Here is a 26,137-nt window from a genome sequence, read left to right as displayed (position 1 = left end):
GCGTCTGGCCGAGACACAGGACCCGGCGCGCTGGCGCGAAATCCTCTCGACCGCGCGTTTCACCCCGCCCCTACCCCTGCTTCTGGCAGGCATCGAATTGCCGGACGGTAGCTATTCCCCGGATACCCCCCTCGCCCAAGGCGTGCCGTATGCGTCAGCAGCCCAGCAGATGGCTCAGGACCATGTGGCCGACATCCCATCGGGGTTCGAACTGGCCGTCGGACTGGAAATCGATGATGGCGTGCCCAGCTTCCTGGCCTGGTTCCGACCGCTCCAGCCCGTAGGGCCCTGTCCCAGGACGGCAGATACAGCGCCCCCTGCGCCCGTCGGCCAGCCAGCCGCTGCTGTCGCGCAATGGTTTTCCGTCGTCTCGGCACAGCCCGTCCCCGAACATGATGGCCGCCTGGCCACGGCCCGTCAGGCGGCCGATGCCTATATGCACCGCAGCAAGGCCGAGAACACACTGCGCACCTATCGCGCTGCCGTGCGGTCCTGGTGTCACTGGGCGGCCGGTCATGCCCTGCCCGCCCTGCCGGCCCGCGGCGAGGATGTTGCCGCCTATCTGGCCGACATGGCGCTGCAGGGCCGCAGGACCAGCACCATCGACCTGCATCGTGCCGCCCTGCGCTACCTGCACCATCTGGCGCAGATTGCCGTACCCACCGCCCACCCGATGGTGACCGCAACGCTTGCCGGCATCCGTCGGGAGGCAAAGGAGACCCTGCCCCGCCAGAAAACCGCGCTAACCTGGGACAGGCTGGTCCGGGTCGTCGAGGCCATCAGTCCCCACGATCTGGTCGGTGCGCGGGACCGGGCCATTCTTCTGCTCGGTTTTGCCGGCGCGTTCCGGCGCTCCGAACTGGCCGCACTGAAGGTGGACGACATCACGGTGGACGAGGACGGCATGCAGATCCGGCTGGGCCGGTCCAAGGGGGATCCCCAGCGCAAAGGCGCGCTGATCGGCATCCCGCGGGGCCTGACCTGGAACTGCCCGGTTCTGGCATACGAGACTTGGCTCCGGCAGGCCGGGATCACGGAAGGTCCGGTCTTCCGGCGCATCTGGTCCGCACGGGCCCACAGAGCGGGAATCACTCCCGTCGGAACCCCGCCCAGGATCGGGCCGTACGCCCTGTCGGACCGGGCGGTCACGGACATCATCCGCAAACGCTGCGGCGACACCCACCTTGAGGGGGACTTTGGCGGGCACAGTCTGCGCCGCGGCGCCATCACCACGGGGGCGAAAGACGGGTATGATCTTCTGGAACTGAAGCGCTTCTCGCGGCACAAAAGCCTTCAGGTCGTCGAGACCTATATCGACGCGGCCAGCATCAAGGCCCGGCACCCGGGAAGATCGAGATTCTGAGCCTGTCTTGACCCCTGCCTCCAGAGCGCTTCAACTCGTCTTCAACCGCAGCACATCAGGCGGGTCAAAGAGAGGAAACAGCGTCATGGGCTCGAGAATTCTTGTTGTCGGCGCGGGTGCCGTGGGTGGGTATTTTGGCGCGCGCATGGCCAGCGCCGGGCATGACGTGACCTTTCTGGTGCGCGAAAGGCGCCTGCAGCAGCTCCGTGCCGAGGGGCTGTGCCTGATCAGTTCCGTGGGCGACGCCACCATCGCCCCCCGGATGGTGATGGCCGGTGGGATTGAGGGTCCCTACGACATCATCCTGCTCAGCGTAAAAGCCTATTCCATGACGGCGGCAATGAACGATTTCGCGCCTGCGGTGGGACCGCAGACACGGATTGTCCCGCTTCTCAACGGCATGCAGCATCTTGATATTCTGGCAGACCGCTTTGGCCCTGCCGCGGTCATGGGAGGCACGTGCTTTATCGTCAGCATGCTTGATGCGCAGGGGCGCATTGTCCAGACGGGTTCTCTGCCCCGTCTTTCGATTGGAGATCGGGTAGGCGGCGATACGCCAGTGACACGCAGTATTGCGGAAGCCCTGTCGGGTTCCGGATTTGAAACGGTGTGTTCCACCCACATCCTGCAGGACATGTGGGACAAATGGGTCCTGCTCGCCTCCCTGGGCAGCATCTGCTGCCTGATGCGCGGAACCGTGGGGGATGTCGCCAGCCAGCCAGCAGGTCAGGCCTTTGCGCAGGCGGTCATCCATGAATGTGCGTCAACGGCGGCGGCGGCTGGTTATCCCCTACGGGATGCCACGCTGAAGGGCACTGTCAGTCTCCTGACGAAAACGGACTCCACCCTGACGTCCTCCATGTTCCGGGATCTGCTGCAGGATGCTCCTGTGGAAGCACAACAGATTATTGGTGACCTGGTCAGGCGGGCATGCGCGCTTCAGATCCCTACGCCCATCCTGGATCTCACCGATCTGAATCTGCGCGTGTATGAACAGCAAAGGCATGCGTGAAGACACGCAGGGCAGGCACGAGGCACCGGCAGACATATCCGTTTCGGAGATCATGCCCGCCTTGTCCGACGATAATTCTCCCTGCATGAACAGCTGGAATGAAACGTCTGACTTGGGGGGGAACCGGCCGGTCCGGTTTGAGATCGGCGATGCCGACAGCCGACATTGCTGAAGGGGTGGAGCGCGGCCTGTTTGGTATCGGGAAGATGAAATTCAGAAGCGGATATCTGTACCAATTCCGGCGCGGTTTAGACTCCGAAATAGATCATCCGAGGGAAACCCAAGGGCCTTTCCGCGGATGATCGTCAGCAACATATAGTACCGAGGCCATTTCAAATGGTATAAACGGAGCTCACCTACATGTTTCCTGTTCTTTCCAAATAGTCGTGCAAAGAAATATCATTCATCATTGTTCGAATGAGCATCCAATTATTAGATCTTTGCTCACGTTCGCGAGCTAATTCAGCCACATCTCTAGCGTCACCAATTGCTCCCACTAATGGTACTCCAAAGTAACCAAGTCCCTTTAACACCCATGCAGAGGCCTCAAATACGTATCCGACCCGATCTCTCACCGAATCAGCCCTGAGTACGTCTCGCATAGCTTGCACAGCAGCTCGTTCGCGTCTGATTGGATCGGTTTCGCTCCACAATTCCATTACGCGCTCTGCGTAACGACGAACAGCAAGATCGCTCCTTACTGGCAAAAGCGATAGAGCATCCGGAGGCTGGAACGCTAATAACGTAATTGATCTCGCATCAGAGTCTCGATAATTATTGTCGAAAATCGGCAAGGCGAAAGGTGGCGGAGAAGAGCAGGAGGCCGCAAACGATGATATTCTCCGAACAATTTCTTCATCTTGTTGTGGCATGAATAGTAGAGAACTATTTCTTTCCGCAGAATCCACCTGACATAGTATTCTAACGATATAATCGATTTTAAATTTTCGAATTAGTTTTGGGGGGTCTATCTCGTCGTCAACGGGCGGAACAGATGGAATCACAGCATGCAAAAACGCTCCAAAAGTGTCATCATCTACAACTAATTCAGCAAATTTTTCCCACTCGTCACGTTTGCCTTTCTGATTCCAATCTTCCCGCCACGCATATTCCTCCATCTTCGGGGCATTTTCGCCTAACATTGTGGTTGACCAGTCAACACCAGGAAGAAAAGTGTTTTCCGATAGAGCGATAACTGTTGAAGATCTGGTGAAGGCAGTCTTTTCGCCTTCTCGTTGAAGGCTCCGGTAATACGGGTGTTTGGTATGAAGCTGATCCGGATCTAGATCGGCTGTAATTTTCCTAATGAAGGAACACTCAAGCATACCACCTAGTATTGTGCTAACCATTATTTCTTTAACCTATTTAAATTCTGTATTTTTGACGGAAAATCGTAATTTTATAGATTAGATATCGATTATCCAAGGGGTAAATCCTCTGGAGACAAGAGTTTATCGTCCTATTTTTAAGTCCGCTTTCAAGAATATAAAATTACAGCTTTTGTGTCCACAAAGAAGGCGACTGCCGCCGGTCTGCTTCAAATTCATTGAGCAGACCGGCGGTTAATAGGGTAAGCAGACACACTGCTTCGGAGCGCGGAGCGATGTTTCCTGCCGTTCAATTCAATGCAGTTATATAAGTCTGCTCCTGGCAGGAAATATTGGAAAATTGTATGTGTGAGAAGAAGGCGACTACTACCTGCCCACTTGGAATTGCGTAGCAGACAGGCTGAGCAGGGCAAGGATAGTCAGCTGCAAAAAATTACAGCAGCAAAATAGTCCTTACATTTTAGTTCGTATCTAATCTATAAAAGGTAAGTCGTGCCTACCGCATGACATAAAAAGAGAAATTATTTTTTTTCTTTTCAAATGTTCAGCAAGAGGAGATGAGTTACTTGCGGTCGACATATCTATTCTTGTTTTTCCATGAAATATAGAATCGGAAAGAACTACTACATCTAACCCTGTAACGATCATAGTTCTATTAAGAACCTCTTTTCCAATTAATGTTTTTCCTTTTATTATCCGATGGTCATTAAAGCACCTTTTGCCGAAAGCTAAAAAATGAACTGATAGATAATCATCTAGCGTGCCTGAATTGTATCTCTGCGACAGAAATGGATACTGCTTTTCTCTTTGTTTTTTTGCTCTTGTACTAGTCTGAGACTCTCCATCAGGAATAAAAAATTTGCGCGCATCTAATCTAGGATCCGTTGTGTCACCCCATGTCGTTCCTCCCTTCACTTGAGTGGCTATGAAAATCCCATCCTTTGATGTTCTTAAATCGTCTATTCCGCCGTCTTGTCCATTCCTTGGGTAAAATTCCGGTTTTATTGCTGAAAAATCATTCTCACCGTCATTAATAAAATCTGCAAAATACCCCCAAATCACTTCAGCTCGGCGTCCATGAGTTAACATATGACGAGCTGAATTCTTAAATATTTTTTCTATCTCAATAGCATCATGTCCCCCGGGAAATAAATCGGGGAAGTCATTACGTATAGTATTAATGGCATCATCTTCAAAAGATACAGAATTGCATTCTGGAGCTGGAAATATAGGCGCGGTAGGGTTTTCGGGTATTCTTATTTTTTCTAAAAATTCTTTAGTTACAACAAGCATACTTCTAGCCGTTTTTTTATGAGATTTGTATTCAATTTCATCTATTACGCCACCACTTGCGATAACTTTATGCACTGGGTGGACAATAATTGCGCCAACTATTTCACCATTACTTTCTATTTCATATACGCTATAGTAGTTTTGTTTTTTCGCCTCTAAAATATATTCTAAAATTTCATTTTTATTGTATTTTGTCGATTGTACTGATGTTATCAGCTCTCTTGCCTGTATGAATTTTCTTACTTCGCGATTATTATCACTCTCACTCACTGAGCCGATACGTGATGCCCGCAGGTCATATGTAGCATATTTAAGTTTTTTAAATATCTCTGCCTTCATGTCCATCTTAACAATCCGTATATGTGCATCTGAGACTACCTACTACGGGAGTCATACACAATTCCTATTACGGTTTTAGGGCGAGTAGCAGATGTCCGCTTTCGAAAAGTCAGGTATTTGATACCAGCGACCGCATTGAAGGCGACTACGGCCTGTCTGCTCTGGTTCCCTCGAGCAGGCAGGCGGATTAGGGGAAATGTGGAATGTCGACTCTTGGAGAAAATGGGTAGGCTCAGGACCTATTAATTTATTGAATTGAGCGATGTTCCATGATGATTTTCAGGTGCAACCCGGCGATGTCGTTGCAACCGAACATTGGGCATCGAGCGGCTTCCCGAACACCGATCTGGAACATCAGCTCAAGCGGTACGGAAAGGAGAAGATCATCTGCGTGGGCCTGCTGACAAACACCTGTCTTGAGGCCACGGCCCGGATCGGAATGGAACTCGGCTTCCATGTCACACTGGTCCGAGACGCCACAGCGGCGCGGACGTCCGAAGCCTATAACGCGGCCCTCAATATCGACGGCCCGACATACGCCCACGAGATCCTGACAACGGCCGAGCTGGTGGAAGCCATCAAGGCATCGGCCGCAACGGCCTGAACGGCAGACCTGAAGCCGGCGGGCCTGCGGAACGCAAGCGCGCCGGCGAAGGCTGCTCAGGGATGCCAGCGCCGCAGAATGACGGATGCGTTGACGCCGCCAAAGCCGAACCCGTTCGAGATGGCGTAGTCGAAGCTCGCTGGCCGGGCCTCGGGGCCAACCAGGTTCAGCCCGGCCGAGAGTGGGTCCGGATCATGCAGGTTCAGGGTCGGCGGCGCGATCTGGTCGCGCAGCGCGAGCGCGGTAAAGATCGCCTCGATCCCGCCCGCAGCCCCCAGGAGATGGCCTGTCGCGGATTTGGTGGCACTGATGATCGGGCCATTATGCTCCCCGAACACGGAACGGATGGCCGCCAGTTCGCCACGATCGCCAACCGGCGTCGATGTGGCGTGCGCGTTGACATGGCCGACCGCTTCTGGCGCGATGCCCGCCTGATGCAACGCCGCGCGCATGGCGCGTGCCGCGCCCGATCCGTCTTCCGGACCTGCGGTCAGGTGGTAGGCATCCGCACTGGTGCCGTAGCCGACCAGCTCGGCAATCGGGACGGCACCACGAGCAAGGGCATGATCGAGGCTTTCGACCACGAGGATGCCCGCCCCTTCTCCCATGACAAAGCCATCCCGGCCCTGATCGAAGGGACGCGATGCCCGCTCGGGCGTGTCGTTATAGCCCGTGGAAAGCGCGCGGGCAGCAGCAAAGCTGCCGAGACTGACCTTATCAATCGCGGCTTCGGTGCCGCCCGCAATGGCAATATCCGCCTCGCCCGCACGAATGAGGCGCGCGGCATCACCAAGTGCCTGAACGCCGGCGGCGCAGGCAGTTGCCGGCGCGCCGATCGGCCCCTTGAAACCGTGCTGGATCGAAACCCAGCCAGCCGCCAGATTCACGAGGAAGGACGGCACCGTGAAGGGCGAGAGACGCCCGGCCCCACGGGTTTCGACGGTGCGAACCGCATTGGCGATAGCGCCGAAACCGCCGATGCCGGATGCGATGACCGTGGCGGTGCGGCTTTGCTCGTTCTCGGTCTGCGGATTCCATCCGGCTTGCCCGACCGCTTCGGCAGCAGCGCCGAGCGCGAACTGGATGAAGCGGTCCATCTTCTTGCGTTCCTTGACCGCCACGACCGCTTCGAGATCGAATCCCGCCTCTTCAGGGGCCTCGGGCACAAAACCCGCGATCTGACAGGGCACGTCAGGCGCGAAGCCTTCGGGGATATGGCGGATGCCGGACTGCCGCCCCAGCAGACGCTGCCAGACGGCATCGACGCCACAGCCGAGGGGAGAGACGATGCCCATTCCGGTTATAACAATTCGCATGTGATTTTTTCTCTGGATGAAGTCCGGCCCCGCCTCGGTACAGCAGGGCGGCCATGATGCACGCTATCAACCTAACGTGTGAACTTATGACTAATTTGTCAATTAGTCACACATGGCGGGCGCGTAGAATTCATGGGGCTAGACTTCTCAGCACGAGATTAGCCAGGGTCGCGGCATCCGAATCAAGCGTTTCCAGATGCGTTTCAAGCAAAAGGGGATGATTGATCGTCTGAAGGACAAGCATGATGGCATGACAGGTTTCGTCCATAGGCGTCTTGCGCTCGAACTCGCCGCTTTCCCGGCCTTCATGAATCAGCCGTTCGACCATCCCATGCAGCGCCAGGCGGAACGCCTCGGCGGACGTCCATTGCTCCTGAACGGCTGAATAAACGATGTCGTGCAGTTTCCGGTCCTCGAAGAAGAGGGAGGCCACGTCACGCGCAAGGGTGACGAAGATCCGTCGCATCCGCTCGGACGCGGATTTTCCGTCATCCATGATCGCCTGAAGATCGACACGCATCCGCTCATGCTGAAGGGAGCAGATCGCCTCGCCAATCGCCTGTTTCGAGGCAAAGAACTTGTAGATGTAGGCTTTCGACAGCCCGATCGCGTCCGCCAGATCGGCCATTGTGGTTTTCTTGTAGCCATAATGGCGAAAGTGCTCGTTCGCCGCCGCGATGATCTGGTCCCGGCGTTCATGATCGACCGGCCCGCGTTGTCCGCTTTGGGGCGTGAGCATCCTGTGTCCTCGGTTAGTGTGTCCTTCCCTTTAGTTAGGGCATCGACGGCAAATTGACAACGAGTGACCAGTATCGTTGTCGTTCACAAGAAGCAGGCAGGCTGACAGGGTGCTGCCCGGCTTTTCTCTCCCTCCTACCGCTCGGCGGAATCTCTCATGACAGCCATATCATCCGGTTCGCCTCCTGCCGCGCAGGACAGACAACTGACAGGAACAACCCTGTTCCTTCTCGCGGGCCTTGCGGCCCTTGGCACGCTGTCCACGAATATCATTCTCCCGGCGTTTCCTGCCATCAGCGCATCGTTCGGAACGTCGGCACAGAGTCTCAGCGCCACCCTCAGCGCCTTCTTCATCGCCTTTGCGATCGGCCAGCTCGTCGTCGGCCCGCTTTCGGACCGTATAGGCCGGCACTGGCTGGTCGTCGGTGGTCTGGTCCTGTTCTGCGCGGGCAGTCTGGTGTGCGCGGCCGCGCCCTCGCTGCATGTCCTCGTGCTCGGCCGAACCGTGCAGGCACTGGGCGCGTGCGCAACATCGGTGCTGTCCCGCGCGATTGCCCGCGACCTGTTTGATGGTCCCGCCCTCGCCAAAGCCCTCGCCATGACCATGATCGCAATGGCGGCGGCTCCCGGCTTCTCGCCCCTGCTTGGCGGCCTACTCAACAGCATCGCGGGATGGCGCTGGACGTTCGTCCTCGTCGGCCTGTGCGGCCTGTTTCTCGCCGCCTTCTTTAGTCTGAACCAGGGCGAAACCCATCCGGCCGACCGGCGCCGCGCCCACACGCTCGGCCAGGTCGCGTCGGGCTACATGCAACTCGCATCCGATCGGCAATTTGTCCTGCCGGGCCTGCCGGTCAGCCTGCTGATCGGCAGTCTCTACACCTACTTCGCGGCGGCTCCGGCGATCCTCATGCGGGGCGCGGGCCTAGATGCTTTCCAGCTTGGCATCTTCTTCGCGGCAACGGTCTTCATGGTATTCGCAGCCGGCTTCCTTGCGCCACGGCTGGCGCAGCGATGCGGTCAGACGACGACGGTGCTGCTGGGTTTTGCGGTGGCGCTGCTCGGCAGCCTGATCCTGTTCGTGGCTCCCTATGCCAGCCCGCTGCCGGTCATCACGGTATCATGGCTGACGTTCCTGCTGGGGCTGGGCGTTGCGAACCCGGTGGCGACAGCCGTCACCCTTCATCCCTTCAGCGCCCGCGCGGGGCTGGCGTCCGCCCTGCTGGGCTTCCTTCAGATGGCGCTCGCGGCGGTCGGGACGGCCGCGACAAGCGCGCTGCCCTATACCAGCACGACATCGCTCGGCCTCGTGCTTTCAGCGGCCATTGCTTTCGGTCTGATTGTCTTCCTGCCGGTCGCGCTGCATCGGCGCGCCTGACGGCGAACGGCGCGGGGGCATGACCACATCGGCCAGCATCCCGCGCCCACGCTGTTCCTTCAAACCGGACGGGCGGACGGGACCGACGTGCCGGCTTCTGGACAGGTTTTTACACAGCATGTCTCAAGCAGGTGGTGAGCCAGTCTCCCGACCTGCGCCGCTGGACCGGGCGATTTGAAAGCCTGACCGCACACGTACGCGCCTTCCATCAGCACTATCAGGGAGTCAGTCAGAAACGCGGGGTCCGCCGCATTCAGACCTGCGACTTTCTCCCGCAGCCATGTTCGCGTCTCTTCCTTCAGGCGCTGTGCCTCCCGCCGGACGGGATGATCCGCGTCCGGAAACTCGATAGCCGCATTGGTGATGCCGCAGCCCCGGAAACCCGGCTGGGAAGCGCGCCGGGACAGGTCATCGAAATAAGCCTGAAGCTGTGCGCGGGGATCTCCCGGATACTGATGACAGATATTGTCGAGCTTCTGCTGGAAGCTCTGATGGAAGTCGCACAGGTAAGCGGTCGTGAGTCCGTCCTTTGATCCGAAAGCCCGATAGAGCGATGGTTTGGTCACACCGGCCCGCTCGACAATTTCCTCAATCCCGACCGCGCGAATGCCCTCTTTGTAAAATAGCTCGCGCGCTGATTCGCGAACCTTGTCGCCTGCACAGGGACGGGAAACGGGCTTGTGAGAGGTCATGTTGCAGGACTCGCGCCTTGACGATGTTACTGATCGGTACCTAAGCTCGAAAGAACTGTAACTTACCGGTCAGTAATATGAAGACGCCCCCGCTTCCAGACAAGAGAACACAGCGTCCGCATGTCTTCGTGCTGGTCGTGGCGCTTACGTTCCTCTCGCTGCTCGTCTCGGCCGGTGTCAGGGCCACTCCGGGTGTGCTGATGATGCCATTGCAGCATGAGCTGGGCTGGACCCGCACCAGCATCTCCTTCTCCGCAGCCGTCGGGATCTTCCTGTATGGCCTGATGGGACCTTTTTCCGCCGCGCTGATGCAGAGATTTGGCGTGCGACGCATACTGATAGGGGCCATGCTGATAACCAGTTTCTCGGCCCTGCTATCGCTCGGCATGACCCGACCCTGGCAATTCTTTCTGACATGGGGACTTCTGACGGGTGTCAGCACGGGCTCTGTCGCTATGGTCTTGGGGGCCACTGTCGTAAATCGCTGGTTCGTGACCCGACGCGGCACGATCATCGGTCTTCTGGCGGCCATTACGGCAACCGGTTCGCTGCTTTTCCTGCCCGCTCTTGCGTCTCTTGCGCACCATTTCGGATGGCGCGCGCCTGTCATCGCCGTTGCCGCTCTCGGTCTGACCCTTCTACCGCTCGTGATATTCTTTTTCCCCGAGCATCCTTCGGATCTGGGACTGGTGCCGCATGGCGCGGGCGAGGATTACGAACCGCCCCGGCATTCGGGTCGAAACCCGCTGCATACGGCGATCATGGCCCTTGTAAATGCGACACGGAAACGGGATTTCTGGATTCTGTTCCTGACCTTCTTCGTCTGCGGCTTCACAACGAACGGACTGATCGGCACCCATTTCATCGCCATCTGTGCCGATCATGGCATCGGTGAAGTGCCGGCAGCGGGCTATCTTGCCGTCATGGGCCTGTTCGATCTCGTAGGCACGACACTTTCAGGATGGCTGACCGACCGGCTGGACTCGCGCTGGCTGCTCTTTTCCTATTACGGGCTGCGCGGCCTGTCCCTGATCGCACTGCCGTTTATCGACTTCTCTCCCGAGAGCCTGATGATCTTCGGCGTTTTCTACGGCCTCGACTGGATCGCAACGGTGCCCCCCACGCTGCGTCTCGCCAATACGGCTTTTGGAGAACAGAATGCTCCGATCGTCTTTGGCTGGATTGTATTCGGTCATCAGATTGGCGCAGCCAGCGCGGCTTCCATCGCGGGCGTGCTGCGGCAGGTACAGGGAAGCTATCAGGACATGCTTGTCCTTGCAGGGAGCGCAGGACTCGTTGCCGGTGTCATGGCCCTCAATGTCGGCAGGACCAGGCTCAGAAAGCTGACCCCGGTTTCCGATATTCGGTAAGCCTGCTGAGTGCAGATTGCTGACGGCTCTACGCCGTCATGTCCCGGACGATCTCGGCCAGCATCCCGACGCCCTGCCTGATCTGGCGGGCATCCAGCGCCGCGTATCCCATGACCAGCCCCGCGCAGGTCGGGGCCTCTTCCGGATGGCCGGGATCATAGAGCGGCGATACCGGATAGAGGCCGATTCCTCTCTGGCGGGCACGTGCCACCAGTCCGGCTTCTGCTGTCGCGGGCAGGTCGCACAGCCAGACCACGACATGCAGCCCGGCATCCGCGCCCTGGATCGCGATCCGTGCGCCAAAAGCCTGATCCAGAGCATCGAGCAGGGAGCGGCGACGCTCGCCGTTGCGCCGGCGAACGCGCCGGATATGCCGTTCATACAGCCCGCCTTCCAGAAGCGAGGCGAGGGCTTCCTGTTCAACGGTCGGCGTGTGCCGGTCCGCGAGCTGCTTGGCCGTGGTAAAAACCGCCTTCAGCCCTTCCGGCACGATTAGGTAGCCGATGCGCAGGCATGGCGAGAGGATCTTCGAAACCGTCCCGACATAGATGACCCGGCTCGTTTCTCCCCTCAGCCCATACAGGGGCGGCACGGGCTTGATGTCGTAGCGATACTCGCCGTCATAATCATCCTCCACCACGTAGGCCCCGGTCGCGCTGGCCCAGGCGAGCAACTGCTGGCGTCGGGCGATCGGCATCACGCCGCCAAGGGGAAATTGGTGTGAAGGCGTCACATAGGCGAGACTGGCGTTCGTCCGGGCCAGTCGAGCCGTATCAAGGCCGTCCTCGCGCGCGGAAACGGAAACCGGCACCGCCCCGGTTGCCGCGAACACCTGCCGCGCCATCTGGTAGCAGGGATTTTCCACGACAAACCTGTCCGCAGGATCAAGCAGGATGCGCGCGCACAGGTCGAGGCCCTGTTGAGAGCCGCTGACGATGATGATCTGGTCCGCATCGCAGCGGATGCCGCGCGCGCGCCACAGGTAGGCTTGCAGCGCCGTGCGCAGGCGCAGGGAGCCTTCCGGGCGGCCATAAGTCAGCCGGTCGGGCCGACGTGACGCGGCGGCCGAGAGTGCGCGTTTCCACAACAGGGTCGGGAAGTCCGCGGTAGAGAGGTCGCCATAGCGGAAGTCGATGACGGGCTCCCGGGCGACAGGCACGGGAGCCGCCCTGTCCGCCAGCGTTTTCATCCGCTCGCCGTAGGCGGACAGCCGGTGCCGGGACCGGGGACGTACCATTCCCGCGTCTTCGGCCGGAACCGGCAGAAGCGGTGCAACGCGCGTGGGGGCACCCTGACGGCTCTCAAGAAAGCCCTCGGCCAGAAGCTGCTCATAGGCCGATGTCACGGTCGTACGCGCCACCCCCAGCTCGGACGCAAGCGCGCGGGTGGAGGGCATGGCCGCACCGGGCGGATACAGCCCCTCGCTGATCTGCGCCTTCAGCGCCGCGTAGATCCGCCGCCCGCCCAGCCGCCTCGTGCGAGATAGCTTCGGGTCGGCATCGTCATACTGGACTGTCATTATTTATCGGAACTGGACGTTAATAATGGTCCAGTATCGCGCTACTCTCTGGAAAAGCCAAGAGGTATTCCATGCACGTTCCTTCAGCATTTCGAGAAGACGATCCTGATACGCTGCGCGCGATCATCCGCAACGCCCGCCTGGCGCAGTTCGTCACTGCAACAGCCAGTGGTCCGATCGCGACGCCGCTACCGATGTTTCTGGACCCGGACGAAGGGGCCTTCGGGGTGCTTTACGGACATCTCGCCAAGCCCAACCCGCAATGGCAGGAGCCCGTGCTGGGCGAAGCACTGGCGATCTTCATGGGTGCTGACGCCTATGTCAGCGCCGGCTGGTATCCGTCAAAACAGGTGAACCACAAGGTCGTCCCGACCTGGGATTATGAAGCCGTTCAGGCATTCGGGCCGGCGGAGTTCTTCAGTGACGCGAGCCGCCTGCTCGATGTCATCACACGCCTGACCGACCGGCACGAAGCGCACCAGAAGACGCCGTGGCATGTGACGGATGCGCCGGACTCCTTCATTCAGGGGCAGCTCAAGGGTATCGTTGGACTGCGCCTGCCGATCACCCGTCTGGTAGGCAAGCGCAAGATGAGTCAGAACCGCTCGGCCGAGGACCGCGCCGGCGTCGCCCGTGGGCTGGCGGAAAGCAGCGACCCGCTGGATCGCGTGGTCGCGGACATGATCCCGCTGGATGACAAATAAGATTATCTGCCCTGTTCTTGACATATCGTTCCATAACGAAGATATGTCAGGGCATGGCAAGACCCAAGGCATTTGACCGGGACGCGGCCCTGGCCGCAGCAACGAAGACCTTCGCGACCTATGGGTTCGAAGGGACTTCGACCGAATTCCTCGTCAAAAGCATGGGGATCGGCCGTCAGAGCATGTACGACACCTTCGGGGACAAGCACGCTCTGTATGTCGAAGCACTGCAACATTACTGCTTCGAGAGTGTGGGGCAGATCGCTGCCACACTTCAGGGCGCAAGCTCGCCTGTGGCCGCACTCGAAGCCGCCTTGCTGGGGTTCGCCGCCCGCATTCAGGACGACAGCATGTGTCTTGGCGTGGGATCAATATGTGAATTTGGCCGACGCGACCGGGAAGTGGCCGCAATCGGCAAATCATCTGCTGCCAGTTTACAGAACATTTTTGCCGCGACGATCCAGCGCGGCAAGGATCTCGGCGAAATTCCGCCGGAGATCGACCCGAAGGACGCCGCACGGTTCATCAACGCGACGTTCATCGGGCTGAAAGTCATGGCACGCGGGGGAGCGACACGCGACGAACTGCGTGCAACGGCACAGATGGCCCTGCGCTGTCTGAGCTAGGGGAAACCCCGCTTTTTTTTGCCCTTAATTTGACTGTTCGTTCCAGAAAATTAGGGCGGACGGCCAGCAGATCGACCAGGAGTGTCCAACAATGAGCCTTTCACTGACCGGAAAAGTTGCCTTCGTAACTGGCGGATCGCGCGGCATCGGCGCCGCCATTGTCCGTCGCCTCGCGGCAGACGGCGCGGCGGTGGCCTTCACCTATGCTGCCTCGGCTGACGAAGCCGACAAGGTTGCATCCGAAGTTGTAGCAAGCGGGGGCAAGGCCCTCGCCATCAAGGCGGACAACACCAATGCCGACGAAATCAAGGCTGCCGTCTCCCGCACGGTCGCGGAACTGGGCGGCCTCGATATTCTGGTGAACAACGCCGGCATCGTGCTCGGCGGCCCGGTGGACGAATTCGCACTCGACACCTTCGACAAGATGTTCGCCGTCAATGTGCGCGGCACGTTTGTCGCGATCCAGGCCGCCGTCCCGCACATGAAGGAAGGCGGCCGGATCATCAACAACAGCAGCGTGGTCGCGCATTACACCGCGTTCCCGGGCTCCTTCGCCTACGCGATGACCAAGGGGGCCGTCAGTTCCATGACACGCGCCATTGCCCGCGATCTCGGCCCGCGCGGAATTACCATCAACGCGATCGAGCCCGGCCCGACCGAAACCGACAACATCAGGAATGACGCGATGCGCGACATGCTGCGGCCCCGCATGGCGCTCGGTCGCCTGGGGTCGGATACGGAAGTCGCGAGCTTCGTGGCCTACCTCGCCAGCCCTGAATCCAGCTTCATCACGGGCTCCCTGCTGACGATCGACGGCGGTTACTCCGCCTGATCCCGGCCGACCGGCACCATCCCCAGCAAAGGACAGTCCAGATGTCAGATGCAGGAGAAACAGTCCGGCAGTTCGTCGCATCCTTCGAAAAGAGGGATGCGGACCTGCTCGGGACGTTCCTTGACGACGCCATTGTATTTTCCAACCACGGCGATCCCGAAGTGCGCGGGAAAGAAAACGTCGTGAAGGTCTGGAAGCGGGTCTTCTCGACATTCGCGCAGGTCCGCTTCGAGACGATCCATCAGGCCGTCAACGGCGCGATCGTGCTGGCCGAACAGATCCATCACCTGGCCCTGCCCGGTCGTGAATCCGCCGCCATCCCGAACATGGCGACCTATGAGGTTCGCAATGGCCGGATCGTGCTCTGGCACGATTACAGCGACGGCCAGTCCGCCCGCGAGGCCCTGAACGCCACGAAGCCGCTTGCGGCTCCGCAGTCGTGACCTGACGCATACCTCTTTGACCAACCATTCCAAGGAAGACTGACATGCACGCTATCGTAATGCGCAAGCCCGGTGGCCCCGAGGTTCTTGAACTGGTCGAAAGGCCCGACCCGGTGCCGGGTCCCGGCGAGGTTCTGGTCGATGTGGCCGCGGCCGGCGTCAACTTCATGGATACCGGCGTCCGGCGCGGGATGTTCTGGACGGAAGCCGATCCGAAGATCCTCGGTGTCGAAGGCGCGGGCCGCGTCCTGTCCGTCGGCGAAGGTGTCCAGGACTTCCAGCCGGGCGAGCGCGTGGCCTGGGTTTACGCCCCCGGCAGCTATGCCAGTCGCGCCGTCATTCCGGCGGCGGCACTCGTGCCCGTTCCTGATGCGATTGACGACCGGACAGCCGCGTCCGTCATGATGCAGGGCCTGACGGCCAGCCATTTCGCGACGGATTTCTACCCCGTCCAGCCGGGCGAGTTTGCCCTCGTCCACGCGGCGGCTGGCGGACTTGGCCTGCTGCTGACGCAGATCATCAAGATCCGGGGCGGCAAGGTCATCGGCCGTGTGTCCTCGCAGGAGAAGGTCGAGATCGCGCGTCAGGCCGGTGCCGATCATGTCATCGTGGATGCCGGCAGCAATTTTGCCGAAGAAGTCGTGCGCCTGGCTGACGGCGAAGGCGTGCATGTCGCCTATGATGGCACGGGTCCCGTGTCGTGGAAGGCATCGCTCGATGCGCTGCGTCGTTGCGGCACGCTGTGCTGGTTCGGCCCGGTACTGGGCGGCCCCGGCCCGGTTGAGATCACCAGCATCCCGAAGAGCATCAAGATCGGCTATGCGGTCTTCATGGACCACATCCCTACGCCGAACCTGCTGCGCGCCCATTCGGCGCAGCTTTTCAACTGGATCATTGAAGGCAGGCTGAAAGTCCACATCGGGGGCACCTACCCGCTGGCCGATGCCGCCCGCGCCCATGCCGACATGGAAAGCCGCAGGACGACCGGTAAGCTCCTGCTGATTCCCTGAAAAAGCCCGAAAGGCTGGATTATCCGGGGCACGCAGCCGTGCAGTTCATAACCAAGTTTTGCGGTTTTATGCATTATATTGCGTTTTTATGCGGTATTTGTTAGGAACCGCATATGAGCAAAATTTCGCGGCAACATCGCCTGCTCGCGATGCTGACCGACACGGGCGAACTGCTCGTGTCTGAGGCAGCGGCGGCTCTGGGCGTGTCGGATGACACCATCCGGCGCGACCTGTGCGAGCTGGAAAAGCAGGGCTGCCTTCACAAGACACACGGTGGGGCCGTGTCGATTGATCTTGGCGGCATGCCGCGCACAACACGCTCCAGCCTGCTGCCCGTGCAGAAAAAACGGATTGGTGAAGCAGCGGCGGCGGCCATTCCGGCCGGGGCCACGCTGTTCCTTGATGCCGGTAGCACAACGCTTGCGATGGCCGAAGCGCTGGCAGTACCGGCAACGGTCATCACCAATTCGCTCGATATCGCCAGCCGGATCGAGGGACGGCCAGCACTCCGGCTGATCCTGGCAGGTGGGGAATGGGATTCGCGGCAACGGCTATTTTCCGGTGCGGCGGCCCAGTCCGTTCTGGGCCTGTATCGCGCCGACATTGCCGTCCTTGGGGCCTGCGCGGTCAGCGCTCGCGGAGCGGTGACAGCAGGCGAGGAACGCGACGCCGACATGAAGCGGAGCATGATCGATGCTGCCAGCGAAGCCTGGCTGCTCGCCGATCATCTCAAATTTGGCCGTGTCGAACCGCATCACGTCGCAGACCTTGCGCAATTCTGCCGTGTCTATTCGGACCGCTCTCCAGCCAGCACCGACATGGAGCAGGCGGGGCCGGAATTCATCATCGCATCCTGAAGGGGGCATCGGATCATGAGCCAGTTTCCTCCCGTCATCCGCGTCGGCCTGATTGGCTATGGATTTGCGGGAAAGACATTCCACAAGCCCCTGCTGATGGCGGAACCGCGCATGCGGATTACCCGTGTCGCATCCAGCAACAGCGAGAAGGTGCATGCCGACCTGCCTGACGTTGCAGTGGACGCAGATCCTGCAACTCTCATTGCAAGTGAGGATGTCGATCTTGTCGTTATCGCAACGCCGAACGAATACCATGCCCCACTGGCACAACAGGCGCTGCTTGCTGGCAGGAACGTCGTCGTGGACAAGCCGTTCACGCTGACTCTGGCGCAGGCGCGCGAACTGGTGGCGCTGGCGGCCCGGCAGGACAGATTGCTGTCCGTCTTCCATAACCGGCGCTGGGACAGTGATTTTCTGAGCGTGAAGAATGCGATTTCAGGCGGACTGATCGGTCGGGTGACGCATTTCGAATCTCATTTCGACCGCTTCCGACCCGTGGTCCGCAAACGCTGGCGCGAAGGCCGTGAGCCTGGGGCTGGCCTGTGGTTCGATCTTGGTCCGCATCTGGTCGATCAGGCGCTGTGTCTGTTTGGCCTGCCCCGCGCCGTGCATGGCGACCTGATGATGCAGCGTGAAGGCGCCCTGTCGGACGACTGGGCGCATGTCGTGCTGGAATATGACCGGCATCGCGTGATCCTGCACGGCAGCATGCTGGTTGCAGGCGGGGTGCCGCGTTTCGTCATACACGGCGAGAAAGGCAGCATCCTCAAACACAGGCCGGACAGGCAGGAAGCCCAGCTCCTTGCAGGCATGACACCCGGCGATGCTGGCTGGGGGGATGATCCCGACCCGCTTCTTGGCTACGGTGGAAATGGATCGGAACAGGAGATTCCGGCACTCATGGGCGATCAGCGACGTTACTACGCCGGCATCGCGGACGCACTGACAGGTCTTGGCCCGAACCCGGTGCCCCCGATCCAGGCATTGGCCGTGATGGCCGTGATCGAAGCCGCAAACCGATCCGCCCGCGAGAGAGCATCCGTAGGGCTGGATCTCACCAACGAGGAAATCGCCGCATGGCCATAGCAGATGACCTGCGCATGATCGCGCAGCAGGAACGCGAACTCGCCTTTGCGAAATTCGATGAGGCCGATGCGTGGCAACTGGGCCAGTTCCTGCGGGCATGGGGACAGGCGAACCGGGCACCGATCGCCATAGACGTCCGGACCTTCAACCGCCCCCTGTTCTTTTCCGCCCTACCCGGATCGACGCCGGACAATACCGACTGGATCCGGCGCAAATGCAACGTGGTCGATCGCTATCGGCGGAGCAGTTACGCAATCGGACTTGAACTGAAGGCGAAGGGCGCGACGCTTGAGGACCGCTATGGTCTGCCGCTCCTTGATTATGCTCCATATGGCGGCGCCTTCCCGCTCGTGCTGGACAAAACCGGCGTGATTGGCTCCGTAACCGTCTCGGGACTGGATCAGCGCGAGGACCATATGCTGGTTGTCACGGCGCTCTGCGCGGTTCTCGGGCTGGACGCGAAGAAATACAGCCTCGAAGCCGTCACGACCTGAGTAATTATCATTCCGAATGCGGGCATCCATGATGCTGGTTCCACTTTATTCAGGCAACATCTCCCCTGATGGCATCAGCCCGTCATAAGCGTGGCATATGTCATCTCCGGACGGATCTAAAAAAAATGAGCCGGGTGCAGCCAGTCTGCACCCCATTCATTCGGCAGCGTTACCGGACACACGCCATATGACACCGCCCACATCGTCTGCCACCAGCAACGCGCCCGACCTGTCAATCGCGAGGCCCACGGGACGACCATGCACATGCGCTTCATCGGCCGTCAGGAAACCCGTAAGCACATCAACTGGCGGTCCGGACGGCTTCCCATCGGCGAACGGCACATAGATGACCTTGTAGCCGCTTTTGGGACGGCGGTTCCACGACCCATGCTGTGCGACGAACAGTCCATGGCGCCAGGCGTCTGGAAGCTGGGTGGCATCTTGGGAGAAGGTAATGCCGAGGGAGGCCGTATGCGGGCCAAGCGCGTAATCCGGCGCGATCGCCTGCGCGACGAAGTCCGGTCGCTGCGGCGAGACCCGGGTATCAACGTGCTGGCCATAATAGCTGTAAGGCCAGCCATAGAATGCGCCTTCCTTGACCGACGTGATATAGTCGGGGACGAGGTCGCTGCCGATTTCATCACGCTCGTTGACCACCACCCACAAAGCACCGCTCTCCGGCTCAAAATCCAGGCCGTTCGGGTTACGCAACCCCGTCGCATAGGGCGTCAGCTTTCCCGTGCTCAGATCCAGCCGGTCAATCCGCGCCCGACCTTCTTCGACCTCCATCCCGTTATCGGCAACATTGCTGTTGGACCCGACGGTCACATACAGGAAACGCCCGTCCGGGCTGGCGAGCAGGTTTTTTGTCCAGTGATGATTGTAGCCTTCTGGCAGATCCGCAACCTTCGTCCCCGGCGCATCAATCCGCGTGTCGCCATCATGATAGGGAAAGCGAAGGATTGCGTTGGCATTGGCGACATACAGATCATTACCCACCAGCGCCATGCCGAATGGTGAATAAAGATGGTCAAGAAACACCGTGCGGGTATCCGCTGACCCTTTTCCCGTGGTGTCACGCAGCAGGATGACACGGCTCGGACGCGGCCCTAACGAGATCCGAGCTACGGAACCCCGCGTGTGACGAGCGGCGTTAATTGATTGCCGATTGACGCCGCACTGGTACCCAATTTTCGGCTTTACCATTACAAAGGAAGGTCCTCGCATCTCAGACAGGTAGCTATGGGGAAGAGCGGAATGTCCAGTAGCGGATCGCAATTTGAAATACCGGACATTCATGCAAACCATCAGTCGGCACTGATCGGGGCAGCCAGGCAATGCTCTCTACACCATGCGGGCATCATCACCGTCTTAGATGCCATTCCACGCTATGGGGGCCGATATCAAAAGCGGTCGGCTGGTCGAACTCCACGTCGACGGGATCGCTCACAGGCGCGCAGATAGCACGTAGCAGTAGTTTATCTAACAACTGAACCGCCGGTTCGGGTAGCCGCTAGCTGATCGACCGGCTGCAGCTTTGCCCACGCGGAGCAGACGAACAGTAACCCGGACTTCGAGAAGGTCACTTTTGCGCCTGTGCCGCCGCTTAGCCTATTCCTCCTGTTGTCTTTCCTATCGGGCCAAGCATCACAAATCGTGCGATCCGCAGCGAGAGCCTATAAAGACATCAGTCAGACAGACCACGCCAAAGATCAATGTTTCCCTCACGAGCATAACGATCAATCGTGTGCAGCTCTTCCGCATCAAAGGTAAGATTCTTCAGTGCATCAAGTGAGTCATCAAGCTGTTTGGTATTTCGCGCGCCGACCAGCGCAGACGTAACGCGGGCATCGCGTAGGACCCATGCAATCGCCATCTGCGCCAATGACTGGCCACGGCTCCGGGCAATATCGTTGAGGGCACGGATATGGTTGAGGTTTTCTTCGCTCAGCATATCGCGGCTAAACGAGCCGCCCGCCGCCGCACGGGACGCTTCCGGAACACCGTTGAGGTATTTTCCGGTCAACAACCCTTGCGCCAACGGTGAAAAAGCGATGCAACCCGTGCCCAGTTCATCCAGCGTATCCAGAAGTTCCGTTTCGATCCACCGGTTCAGCATTGAATAGGATGGCTGATGGATCAGCAAAGGGACACCGGCCTCCTGAAGTATCCGGGCAGCTTCGCGGGTTCTTTTCGGTCCATAAGACGAGATACCGATATATAATGCCTTGCCCTGACGGTGCATGTGAATCAACGCGCCCATCGTCTCTTCCAGTGGCACATCCGGAGTAGGGCGATGTGAATAGAAGATATCAACGTAATCCAGCTTCATACGCATGAGGCTCTGGTCCAGTGAGGCCAGAAGATATTTGCGTGATCCGCCATTGCCGTATGGTCCCGGCCACATATCCCATCCGGCCTTCGATGAGATGATCATTTCGTCACGGTGACTCTGAAAATCCAGTTCCACGATGCGGCCAAAATTTTCCTCAGCAGAACCAGGAGGGGGACCGTAATTGTTAGCCAGGTCAAAATGGGTCACCCCACGATCAAATGCCCGCCTGATCGTCGCCCGACCAGTCTCGAAGACATCCTCCCCCCCGAAATTGTGCCACAGCCCGAGCGAAATCGGTGGCAGATCCAAGCCTGAGCGACCACACCGCCGGAAGGTTGCCTGTTCATAACGCTGCGATGACGGTGTCCATGTCATGATTGAAAATTCCTTCTGTCTTACAGCCGATTATTGTCAGGTATCTGCATAGCCGTTCGCCAACACCCGACTGGTGCACACAAAAATTAGGCACTTTCCCTGATCGCCGAAAGGGCCTTACGATGACCCTGGTTCAACGCAACATTGAAACAGGATCATCTTTTGCATCACGTCGATCGCTCCGATCTCGCTGATCTGAATGTATTTCTGGCTATTGCGCGTTGCGGCAGTTTCCGCCTGGCTGCCGTTGACCTGAACCTGACGACTTCCGCGGTAAGCCATGCGATGCGTCGCCTGGAGAGCCGGCTTGGTGTGAGGCTCCTGCATCGGACCAGTCGCTCGGTAGCGCTTACGGCAGCAGGTGACGATCTGTCGAAAGCCTTGCACGTTGGGTTCGAGGCTATTGCCAGCGGATTATCAGCGCTCGAAGGACAACGTACAGAGCCAACAGGGCGCCTTCGTCTTAATGTTTCGAAAGATGCGGGGCAGTTACTGCTAGCATCTGTGTGGGAGGATTTTTTTGCTCGTTTCCCGCTCATCCATCTCGACATCACGGTCGATGATCGCCTCACTGATATCGTGGAAAGCGGATATGACGCCGGCATCAGATTCCTGGACCGTGTGCCGCAGGATATGATCGCCATACCTCTTACCAAACCGCTCCGCTGGGTCGTCGCTGGCGCTCCCGAGTATCTGAACCGTCACGGACACCCTCTGAAACCCTCGGATATATATCAGCATCAGTGCATTCAGATGCGGATTGGCGATAATTCCACCTACCCCTGGGAATTCGGTAACGGTGACGAGATGATCCGGATCGAGGGCCCTGGCCCGTTACGTCTCAACGATACACAGATGGCTTTGGAAGCTGCCCGACGCGGGCTAGGGCTGGTCTATTGCCTGGAGAGGCGTATCGAAGCGGAGATCGCAGCAGGCACGCTGGAAATTGTCCTCCCAGACTGGGCGTCAATGGGCGCACCATTCGCGATCTATTATTCAAGTCGGCGGCATCCTCCATCTGGCCTGAGAGAACTGACGCACACAATTCGCATTGCTGAAAAACTTTGAGGAAAAAAATCGTCATCTGGTTCACTGAGCGCCTGAGGACGGCAGTGCGGTGGAGCAGGCATAAATACGAGGTGACCTGACTGCCGTTTCCGACTGTTATGCCAGCAAGGGAACGTAGTCCCTGCCGACTGGCTCTCCCTTGCGGGTCTCTGTCAGTTCTTGCCTCTGATAGGTGCGAAATCGCGTCGGAGAGGCACCCATTACCCGCTTGAAGGCGTTGCTGAAGGCCGCTTCAGATGCGTAGCCGACAGATTGTGCAATCATTGCGATCGTCTTTTCTCCGTCACGGAGCGCACGCTCCGCAAGGTGCATACGCCACTGTGTCACGTAGGCCAGGGGTGTGATCCCCGCTATTTCTCGAAACCGGGTTGCAAAGGCCGTGCGGGACATTCCGGCCGCTTTCGCAAGATCCGGCAGGTGCCATTCCCGGGCAGGATCGTCATGAATAAGTGCCAGCGCCCGTGCGATACGCAAATCGCTTATTGCACGGAGCCATCCGGCACCGCTGTTTTCCGACCGCGAAAGATAGCCACGCAGGATCTGTAAAAACATAAGTTGGGCAAGGCCAGAACACGCAAAGCCAGATCCGGCCTCATGACCCCGGAATTCCTCTACGAGCTGGCCGATCAGCCATTGCAGTTTTTCTGCTTCCCGGCCGCCTGCCTGAAGACGGATCAATGAAGGCAGACTGTCCAGAAGAATGCGTCCACTGACGGCGTCAAGATCGACATGCCCCCCCATGAGAAAGAAGTCGTCGCCTTCTCCGATCTGAACCACGGTCGGGGCGCCGATGGGGAAAACTTCCAGCGCATCCAATGGTTGTCGTGTCAGGTCTGTACCGAGCACAAATGATTTCGGCTCTGACAGGAGAACAACGTCCCCGGCCTGAAGCGAAACGACCTTTTCACTTCCTTCAACGCGCAGGAACGCTTTCCCCCTCACAATCGTAAAAAACTTGATCTTCGAAGGCGGGGGAAACGCGAGCGCCCAGGCTCCGCCTGTGACGAATCCGCCCGCTGTTGAAGCGCGTGTTTCGGCAAGCGCAAGGATCGAAGAAACAGGATCATGTGACATAACTGAACTATCACGCATGTATCATGCACGATCAAGCATTCTGCGTTCGGGCATGACGCTCTACAGTCAAGGGCTGTCAGCAGGAGACAGGTTTATGACCACGCCACAGACCCCGATCCATTCCGGCTTCACAGCCTCTTCAACCACCTCGCATGTCATCCGGGGAACAGATCTCGTGGGTAAAGTCGCGATCGTCACCGGCGGCTATTCTGGCCTCGGCCGAGAGACCGCGCGGGCTCTGCTCTCCGCAGGAGCCCGCGTCATCGTCCCGGCACGTGACGTCGAACGGGCGAAACTGGCGCTTGAGGGCCTGAGCAGTGTTGAAATTGAGCCTATGGATCTTCTCGATCCGGCTTCCATCGATGCATTTGCCGCTCGTTTCCTCTCAACCGGTCTTCCCCTTGACATGCTGGTCAACAGCGCCGGCATCATGGCGCTACCTGACCTCACGCTCGATGCACGGGGCTATGAGCTGCAATTCGCGACCAATCATCTCGGTCACTTCCAGCTCACGGCCCGTCTCTGGCCTGCCCTGAAGCAGACGGCCGGTGCCCGCGTCATCTCCGTGTCGTCCATGGGACACCGTTTCTCGCCGCTCGTCTTCGATGACATCAATTTCCGTGACCGTCCTTACGATCCCTGGGCCGCTTACGGGCAATCCAAGACGGCAAATATTCTGTTCGCTGTTGAACTCGATGCTCGTGGCAAGACCGATGATGTCCGGGCTTTTTCGCTCCATCCGGGAGGAATACCGGGGACAGGCCTCGAAAAGCATGTACCGGTCGAAGCATTAAAGGCTGTGGGCGTGATTGATAAACATGGCAATCCCAACATTGATCCCGCGCGGGATGTCAAATCCGTTCCAATGGGGGGTGCGACGCAGGTCTGGTGCGCGACCAGTTCCCGCCTTGCCGAGATGGGAGGCGTATTCTGCGTTGACTGCGATATCGCACCGTTGATGAAGGAACAGTCAGATCAGTTTTCGATTTCCGAAAATCACACTGAAGGACGCGACAAGGGCGTTGCCCCCTATGCGATTGATCCTGCTGCGGCCGCCCAGCTCTGGTCCCTCAGCGAACAGATGACGAGTGTGAAGTTCCCTGCCTGAGCCGGTTCTTCTTCTGCGCGTCAATTATTGCTTCACGATAGGAAAAAAATCATGTCCAAGACTATTCTGATCACAGGGTGCTCTTCCGGCTTTGGAAAAGCCGCGGCTCACCTGTTCGCGAAACGCGGCTGGAATGTGGTGGCGACTATGCGCCATCCGGAAGCGGGGAAGGAACTGGCAGAACTGCCCAATGTCCTCGTCAATCGCCTGGATGTTCAGGATCACGCAAGCATCGTTGCGTCTATTGCCGAGGGTATCGGCCGCTTTGGAGGGATCGACGCCATCGTGAACAATGCTGGCTTCGGTGTTTATAATATTTTCGAGGCCGTTCCGCTGGAAAAAATGCGGGAACAGTTCGACGTGAATGTCTTCGGCCCAATGGAAGTTATCCGGGCGATCCTTCCGCATTTCCGGGAAAAAAAGGCGGGCATGATCGTCAACATTTCATCTGGGATGGGGATATTCGGCCTGCCGACCGGATCGCCTTATAACGCCTCCAAATTCGCACTTGAGGGCTTCTCCGAAGCCATCCAGTATGAACTGGCTGCTGTCGGCGTCACCGTCAAGATCGTTGAACCAGGTGCGGTGCCCGCGACGAATTTCCCCGCCCGGAGCGCCGCAGAAACAGGCTTCAATTCTGTTCCGGCAGATTACGCGGCTTTCTGCAAGGCAACAGCGGATCTGTTCTCTAGCTTTATCAAGGGAGCGGACGAGGATGCGGTTACCAAGGTTACGGAAACTATCTTCACCGCCGTAACCGACGGGACAGATCAACTCCGCTACCTGCCAACGGACGACATCAAACCCCTTGTTACCGCACGCTGGGAAAAGGGAGAAACCGAATATATGGCAATGATGCGTAATACTTTTATGCCAAAAGGCATATAAATTACCTCTCATTAAAGAGTAGGTAAAAAAACGCACCGAACGAACAGGTCGAGAACGAGCAATTCGCAAAACTTCTTTTTTTGGGGCGGTTATCAAATCCGGCCGTTTCGCCAGAATTGCGTAGTCCTGGCGATTGCAGGTCTCGACTTTCAGGCGGGTAATCGGCCAACCTTGAGAAGAGGTAGGGGGGGGAAACGGAAGGTCTGTTTGCAACCGCTGGGAGCAATGAACCGGTCATTGAGAAAATTGACGGCCTCTTCTGTCTATCAGGGCTATAGTTGACTCATA

The 26,137-nt window shown here is 58.5% G+C and carries 24 protein-coding genes and 1 pseudogene; 16 read left to right on the top strand and 9 right to left on the bottom strand.

What is annotated here, in order from left to right; translation table 11 throughout:
• Together F1542_RS16225 and F1542_RS16220 are read left to right on the top strand one after the other, a co-directional pair.
• Nucleotides 1-1,363: tyrosine-type recombinase/integrase (locus F1542_RS16225; RefSeq protein WP_193733945.1), on the top strand; the 1,363-nt coding region annotated here is incomplete at its 5' end.
• 85 nt (nt 1,364-1,448) lie between these two features.
• Nucleotides 1,449-2,375, top strand: a complete 927-nt coding sequence (locus F1542_RS16220) for a ketopantoate reductase family protein (protein ID WP_007400729.1) — start codon at nt 1,449-1,451, stop codon at nt 2,373-2,375.
• A 356-nt stretch (nt 2,376-2,731) separates the two neighbouring features.
• On the opposite strand, the gene F1542_RS16215 is transcribed toward F1542_RS16220, so the two are convergent.
• Both F1542_RS16215 and F1542_RS16210 read right to left on the bottom strand, forming a co-directional pair.
• Nucleotides 2,732-3,724 (bottom strand): hypothetical protein, encoded by a 993-nt coding sequence (locus F1542_RS16215; RefSeq protein ID WP_193733944.1) that lies wholly within the window; start codon nt 3,722-3,724, stop codon nt 2,732-2,734.
• Between the two features lie 450 nt (nt 3,725-4,174).
• Nucleotides 4,175-5,341 (bottom strand): hypothetical protein, encoded by a 1,167-nt coding sequence (locus tag F1542_RS16210; protein WP_193733943.1) that lies wholly within the window; start codon nt 5,339-5,341, stop codon nt 4,175-4,177.
• A 256-nt stretch (nt 5,342-5,597) separates the two neighbouring features.
• Here F1542_RS16210 and F1542_RS16205 point away from each other — a divergent pair, with 256 nt between their 5' ends.
• Nucleotides 5,598-5,939, top strand: a complete 342-nt coding sequence (locus F1542_RS16205; RefSeq protein ID WP_227672810.1) for a cysteine hydrolase family protein — start codon at nt 5,598-5,600, stop codon at nt 5,937-5,939.
• Nucleotides 5,940-5,995: 56 nt separating this feature from the next.
• Here F1542_RS16205 and fabF read toward each other — a convergent pair whose 3' ends face one another.
• Complete coding sequence (gene fabF / locus F1542_RS16200) at nt 5,996-7,255, bottom strand: beta-ketoacyl-ACP synthase II (protein ID WP_193733942.1); 1,260 nt, start codon at nt 7,253-7,255, stop codon at nt 5,996-5,998.
• Between the two features lie 130 nt (nt 7,256-7,385).
• Nucleotides 7,386-7,994 (bottom strand): TetR/AcrR family transcriptional regulator, encoded by a 609-nt coding sequence (locus F1542_RS16195; protein WP_193733941.1) that lies wholly within the window; start codon nt 7,992-7,994, stop codon nt 7,386-7,388.
• A gap of 156 nt (nt 7,995-8,150) precedes the next feature.
• Between F1542_RS16195 and F1542_RS16190 the strand changes: the two genes are divergently transcribed.
• The gene (locus tag F1542_RS16190; RefSeq protein WP_193733940.1) at nt 8,151-9,368 is read left to right on the top strand and encodes a Bcr/CflA family efflux MFS transporter; all 1,218 of its coding nucleotides are present in this window, start codon (nt 8,151-8,153) and stop codon (nt 9,366-9,368) included.
• Nucleotides 9,369-9,427: 59 nt separating this feature from the next.
• On the opposite strand, the gene F1542_RS16185 is transcribed toward F1542_RS16190, so the two are convergent.
• Nucleotides 9,428-10,060 (bottom strand): TetR/AcrR family transcriptional regulator, encoded by a 633-nt coding sequence (locus F1542_RS16185; RefSeq protein WP_193733939.1) that lies wholly within the window; start codon nt 10,058-10,060, stop codon nt 9,428-9,430.
• Nucleotides 10,061-10,137: 77 nt separating this feature from the next.
• Here F1542_RS16185 and F1542_RS16180 point away from each other — a divergent pair, with 77 nt between their 5' ends.
• The gene (locus F1542_RS16180) at nt 10,138-11,430 is read left to right on the top strand and encodes an MFS transporter (RefSeq protein WP_193733938.1); all 1,293 of its coding nucleotides are present in this window, start codon (nt 10,138-10,140) and stop codon (nt 11,428-11,430) included.
• Nucleotides 11,431-11,458: 28 nt separating this feature from the next.
• On the opposite strand, the gene F1542_RS16175 is transcribed toward F1542_RS16180, so the two are convergent.
• Nucleotides 11,459-12,949, bottom strand: a complete 1,491-nt coding sequence (locus tag F1542_RS16175) for a PLP-dependent aminotransferase family protein (RefSeq protein WP_193733937.1) — start codon at nt 12,947-12,949, stop codon at nt 11,459-11,461.
• A gap of 71 nt (nt 12,950-13,020) precedes the next feature.
• Here F1542_RS16175 and F1542_RS16170 point away from each other — a divergent pair, with 71 nt between their 5' ends.
• The 8 genes from F1542_RS16170 to F1542_RS16135 all read left to right on the top strand — a co-directional run bounded on the left by F1542_RS16170 (nt 13,021) and on the right by F1542_RS16135 (nt 19,001).
• The gene (locus F1542_RS16170; RefSeq protein ID WP_193733936.1) at nt 13,021-13,653 is read left to right on the top strand and encodes an FMN-binding negative transcriptional regulator; all 633 of its coding nucleotides are present in this window, start codon (nt 13,021-13,023) and stop codon (nt 13,651-13,653) included.
• A gap of 53 nt (nt 13,654-13,706) precedes the next feature.
• Nucleotides 13,707-14,279 carry a TetR/AcrR family transcriptional regulator gene (locus F1542_RS16165; protein WP_193733935.1) on the top strand — a complete coding sequence of 191 codons (573 nt, stop codon included), beginning with the start codon at nt 13,707-13,709 and terminating at the stop codon, nt 14,277-14,279.
• A gap of 91 nt (nt 14,280-14,370) precedes the next feature.
• Nucleotides 14,371-15,111 carry an SDR family NAD(P)-dependent oxidoreductase gene (locus tag F1542_RS16160; protein ID WP_193733934.1) on the top strand — a complete coding sequence of 247 codons (741 nt, stop codon included), beginning with the start codon at nt 14,371-14,373 and terminating at the stop codon, nt 15,109-15,111.
• A gap of 41 nt (nt 15,112-15,152) precedes the next feature.
• Nucleotides 15,153-15,554, top strand: a complete 402-nt coding sequence (locus F1542_RS16155) for a nuclear transport factor 2 family protein (RefSeq protein WP_193733933.1) — start codon at nt 15,153-15,155, stop codon at nt 15,552-15,554.
• Nucleotides 15,555-15,598: 44 nt separating this feature from the next.
• A complete protein-coding gene (locus F1542_RS16150; RefSeq protein WP_193733932.1) occupies nt 15,599-16,564 on the top strand; it encodes a quinone oxidoreductase in 966 nt (321 codons plus the stop codon).
• Nucleotides 16,565-16,677: 113 nt separating this feature from the next.
• A complete protein-coding gene (locus tag F1542_RS16145) occupies nt 16,678-17,421 on the top strand; it encodes a DeoR/GlpR family DNA-binding transcription regulator (RefSeq protein WP_193733931.1) in 744 nt (247 codons plus the stop codon).
• Nucleotides 17,422-17,436: 15 nt separating this feature from the next.
• Nucleotides 17,437-18,507 (top strand): oxidoreductase, encoded by a 1,071-nt coding sequence (locus tag F1542_RS16140; RefSeq protein ID WP_193733930.1) that lies wholly within the window; start codon nt 17,437-17,439, stop codon nt 18,505-18,507.
• Nucleotides 18,498-19,001: a heme-degrading domain-containing protein gene (locus F1542_RS16135; protein WP_193733929.1), complete on the top strand. Its 504-nt coding sequence runs from the start codon at nt 18,498-18,500 to the stop codon at nt 18,999-19,001. Before F1542_RS16140 ends, F1542_RS16135 begins: the two co-directional genes overlap by 10 nt.
• Before the next feature lie 156 nt (nt 19,002-19,157).
• On the opposite strand, the pseudogene F1542_RS16130 reads toward F1542_RS16135, so the two are convergent.
• A pseudogene (locus F1542_RS16130) lies at nt 19,158-20,102 on the bottom strand (PQQ-dependent sugar dehydrogenase); the annotation flags it as partial.
• 586 nt (nt 20,103-20,688) lie between these two features.
• The gene (gene mgrA, locus F1542_RS16125; protein WP_193733928.1) at nt 20,689-21,711 is read right to left on the bottom strand and encodes an L-glyceraldehyde 3-phosphate reductase; all 1,023 of its coding nucleotides are present in this window, start codon (nt 21,709-21,711) and stop codon (nt 20,689-20,691) included.
• Between the two features lie 144 nt (nt 21,712-21,855).
• On the opposite strand from mgrA, the gene F1542_RS16120 reads away from it, so the two are divergent.
• Entirely contained in the window at nt 21,856-22,779 is a 924-nt protein-coding gene (locus tag F1542_RS16120) for a LysR family transcriptional regulator (RefSeq protein ID WP_193733927.1), read from the top strand.
• A 96-nt stretch (nt 22,780-22,875) separates the two neighbouring features.
• Here F1542_RS16120 and F1542_RS16115 read toward each other — a convergent pair whose 3' ends face one another.
• Entirely contained in the window at nt 22,876-23,853 is a 978-nt protein-coding gene (locus tag F1542_RS16115) for an AraC family transcriptional regulator (protein WP_193733926.1), read from the bottom strand.
• Nucleotides 23,854-23,947: 94 nt separating this feature from the next.
• Between F1542_RS16115 and F1542_RS16110 the strand changes: the two genes are divergently transcribed.
• Both F1542_RS16110 and F1542_RS16105 read left to right on the top strand, forming a co-directional pair.
• The gene (locus F1542_RS16110) at nt 23,948-24,961 is read left to right on the top strand and encodes an SDR family NAD(P)-dependent oxidoreductase (protein WP_193733925.1); all 1,014 of its coding nucleotides are present in this window, start codon (nt 23,948-23,950) and stop codon (nt 24,959-24,961) included.
• Between the two features lie 51 nt (nt 24,962-25,012).
• Nucleotides 25,013-25,849, top strand: a complete 837-nt coding sequence (locus F1542_RS16105) for an SDR family oxidoreductase (protein WP_193733924.1) — start codon at nt 25,013-25,015, stop codon at nt 25,847-25,849.
• The last annotated feature ends 288 nt before the right edge of the window (nt 25,850-26,137 follow it).

Origin of the sequence: Komagataeibacter sp. FXV3 (genome assembly GCF_015155755.1) — a bacterium.
Classification (GTDB): Bacteria; Pseudomonadota; Alphaproteobacteria; order Acetobacterales; family Acetobacteraceae; genus Komagataeibacter.
This window is presented reverse-complemented; position numbering and strand designations above follow the sequence as displayed.

Coding starts and splice junctions, on each gene's coding strand:
- F1542_RS16110 (WP_193733925.1), top strand. CDS start 23,948: ATGACCACGCCACAGACCCCGATCCATTCCGGCTTCACAGCCTCTTCA.
- F1542_RS16155 (WP_193733933.1), top strand. CDS start 15,153: ATGTCAGATGCAGGAGAAACAGTCCGGCAGTTCGTCGCATCCTTCGAA.
- F1542_RS16145 (WP_193733931.1), top strand. CDS start 16,678: ATGAGCAAAATTTCGCGGCAACATCGCCTGCTCGCGATGCTGACCGAC.
- F1542_RS16175 (WP_193733937.1), bottom strand. CDS start 12,949: ATGACAGTCCAGTATGACGATGCCGACCCGAAGCTATCTCGCACGAGG.
- F1542_RS16170 (WP_193733936.1), top strand. CDS start 13,021: ATGCACGTTCCTTCAGCATTTCGAGAAGACGATCCTGATACGCTGCGC.
- F1542_RS16210 (WP_193733943.1), bottom strand. CDS start 5,341: ATGGACATGAAGGCAGAGATATTTAAAAAACTTAAATATGCTACATAT.
- fabF (WP_193733942.1), bottom strand. CDS start 7,255: ATGCGAATTGTTATAACCGGAATGGGCATCGTCTCTCCCCTCGGCTGT.
- F1542_RS16180 (WP_193733938.1), top strand. CDS start 10,138: ATGAAGACGCCCCCGCTTCCAGACAAGAGAACACAGCGTCCGCATGTC.
- F1542_RS16190 (WP_193733940.1), top strand. CDS start 8,151: ATGACAGCCATATCATCCGGTTCGCCTCCTGCCGCGCAGGACAGACAA.
- F1542_RS16105 (WP_193733924.1), top strand. CDS start 25,013: ATGTCCAAGACTATTCTGATCACAGGGTGCTCTTCCGGCTTTGGAAAA.
- F1542_RS16165 (WP_193733935.1), top strand. CDS start 13,707: ATGGCAAGACCCAAGGCATTTGACCGGGACGCGGCCCTGGCCGCAGCA.
- F1542_RS16185 (WP_193733939.1), bottom strand. CDS start 10,060: ATGACCTCTCACAAGCCCGTTTCCCGTCCCTGTGCAGGCGACAAGGTT.
- mgrA (WP_193733928.1), bottom strand. CDS start 21,711: ATGACATGGACACCGTCATCGCAGCGTTATGAACAGGCAACCTTCCGG.
- F1542_RS16135 (WP_193733929.1), top strand. CDS start 18,498: ATGGCCATAGCAGATGACCTGCGCATGATCGCGCAGCAGGAACGCGAA.
- F1542_RS16140 (WP_193733930.1), top strand. CDS start 17,437: ATGAGCCAGTTTCCTCCCGTCATCCGCGTCGGCCTGATTGGCTATGGA.
- F1542_RS16115 (WP_193733926.1), bottom strand. CDS start 23,853: ATGTCACATGATCCTGTTTCTTCGATCCTTGCGCTTGCCGAAACACGC.
- F1542_RS16150 (WP_193733932.1), top strand. CDS start 15,599: ATGCACGCTATCGTAATGCGCAAGCCCGGTGGCCCCGAGGTTCTTGAA.
- F1542_RS16160 (WP_193733934.1), top strand. CDS start 14,371: ATGAGCCTTTCACTGACCGGAAAAGTTGCCTTCGTAACTGGCGGATCG.
- F1542_RS16215 (WP_193733944.1), bottom strand. CDS start 3,724: ATGGTTAGCACAATACTAGGTGGTATGCTTGAGTGTTCCTTCATTAGG.
- F1542_RS16205 (WP_227672810.1), top strand. CDS start 5,598: ATGTTCCATGATGATTTTCAGGTGCAACCCGGCGATGTCGTTGCAACC.
- F1542_RS16195 (WP_193733941.1), bottom strand. CDS start 7,994: ATGCTCACGCCCCAAAGCGGACAACGCGGGCCGGTCGATCATGAACGC.
- F1542_RS16220 (WP_007400729.1), top strand. CDS start 1,449: ATGGGCTCGAGAATTCTTGTTGTCGGCGCGGGTGCCGTGGGTGGGTAT.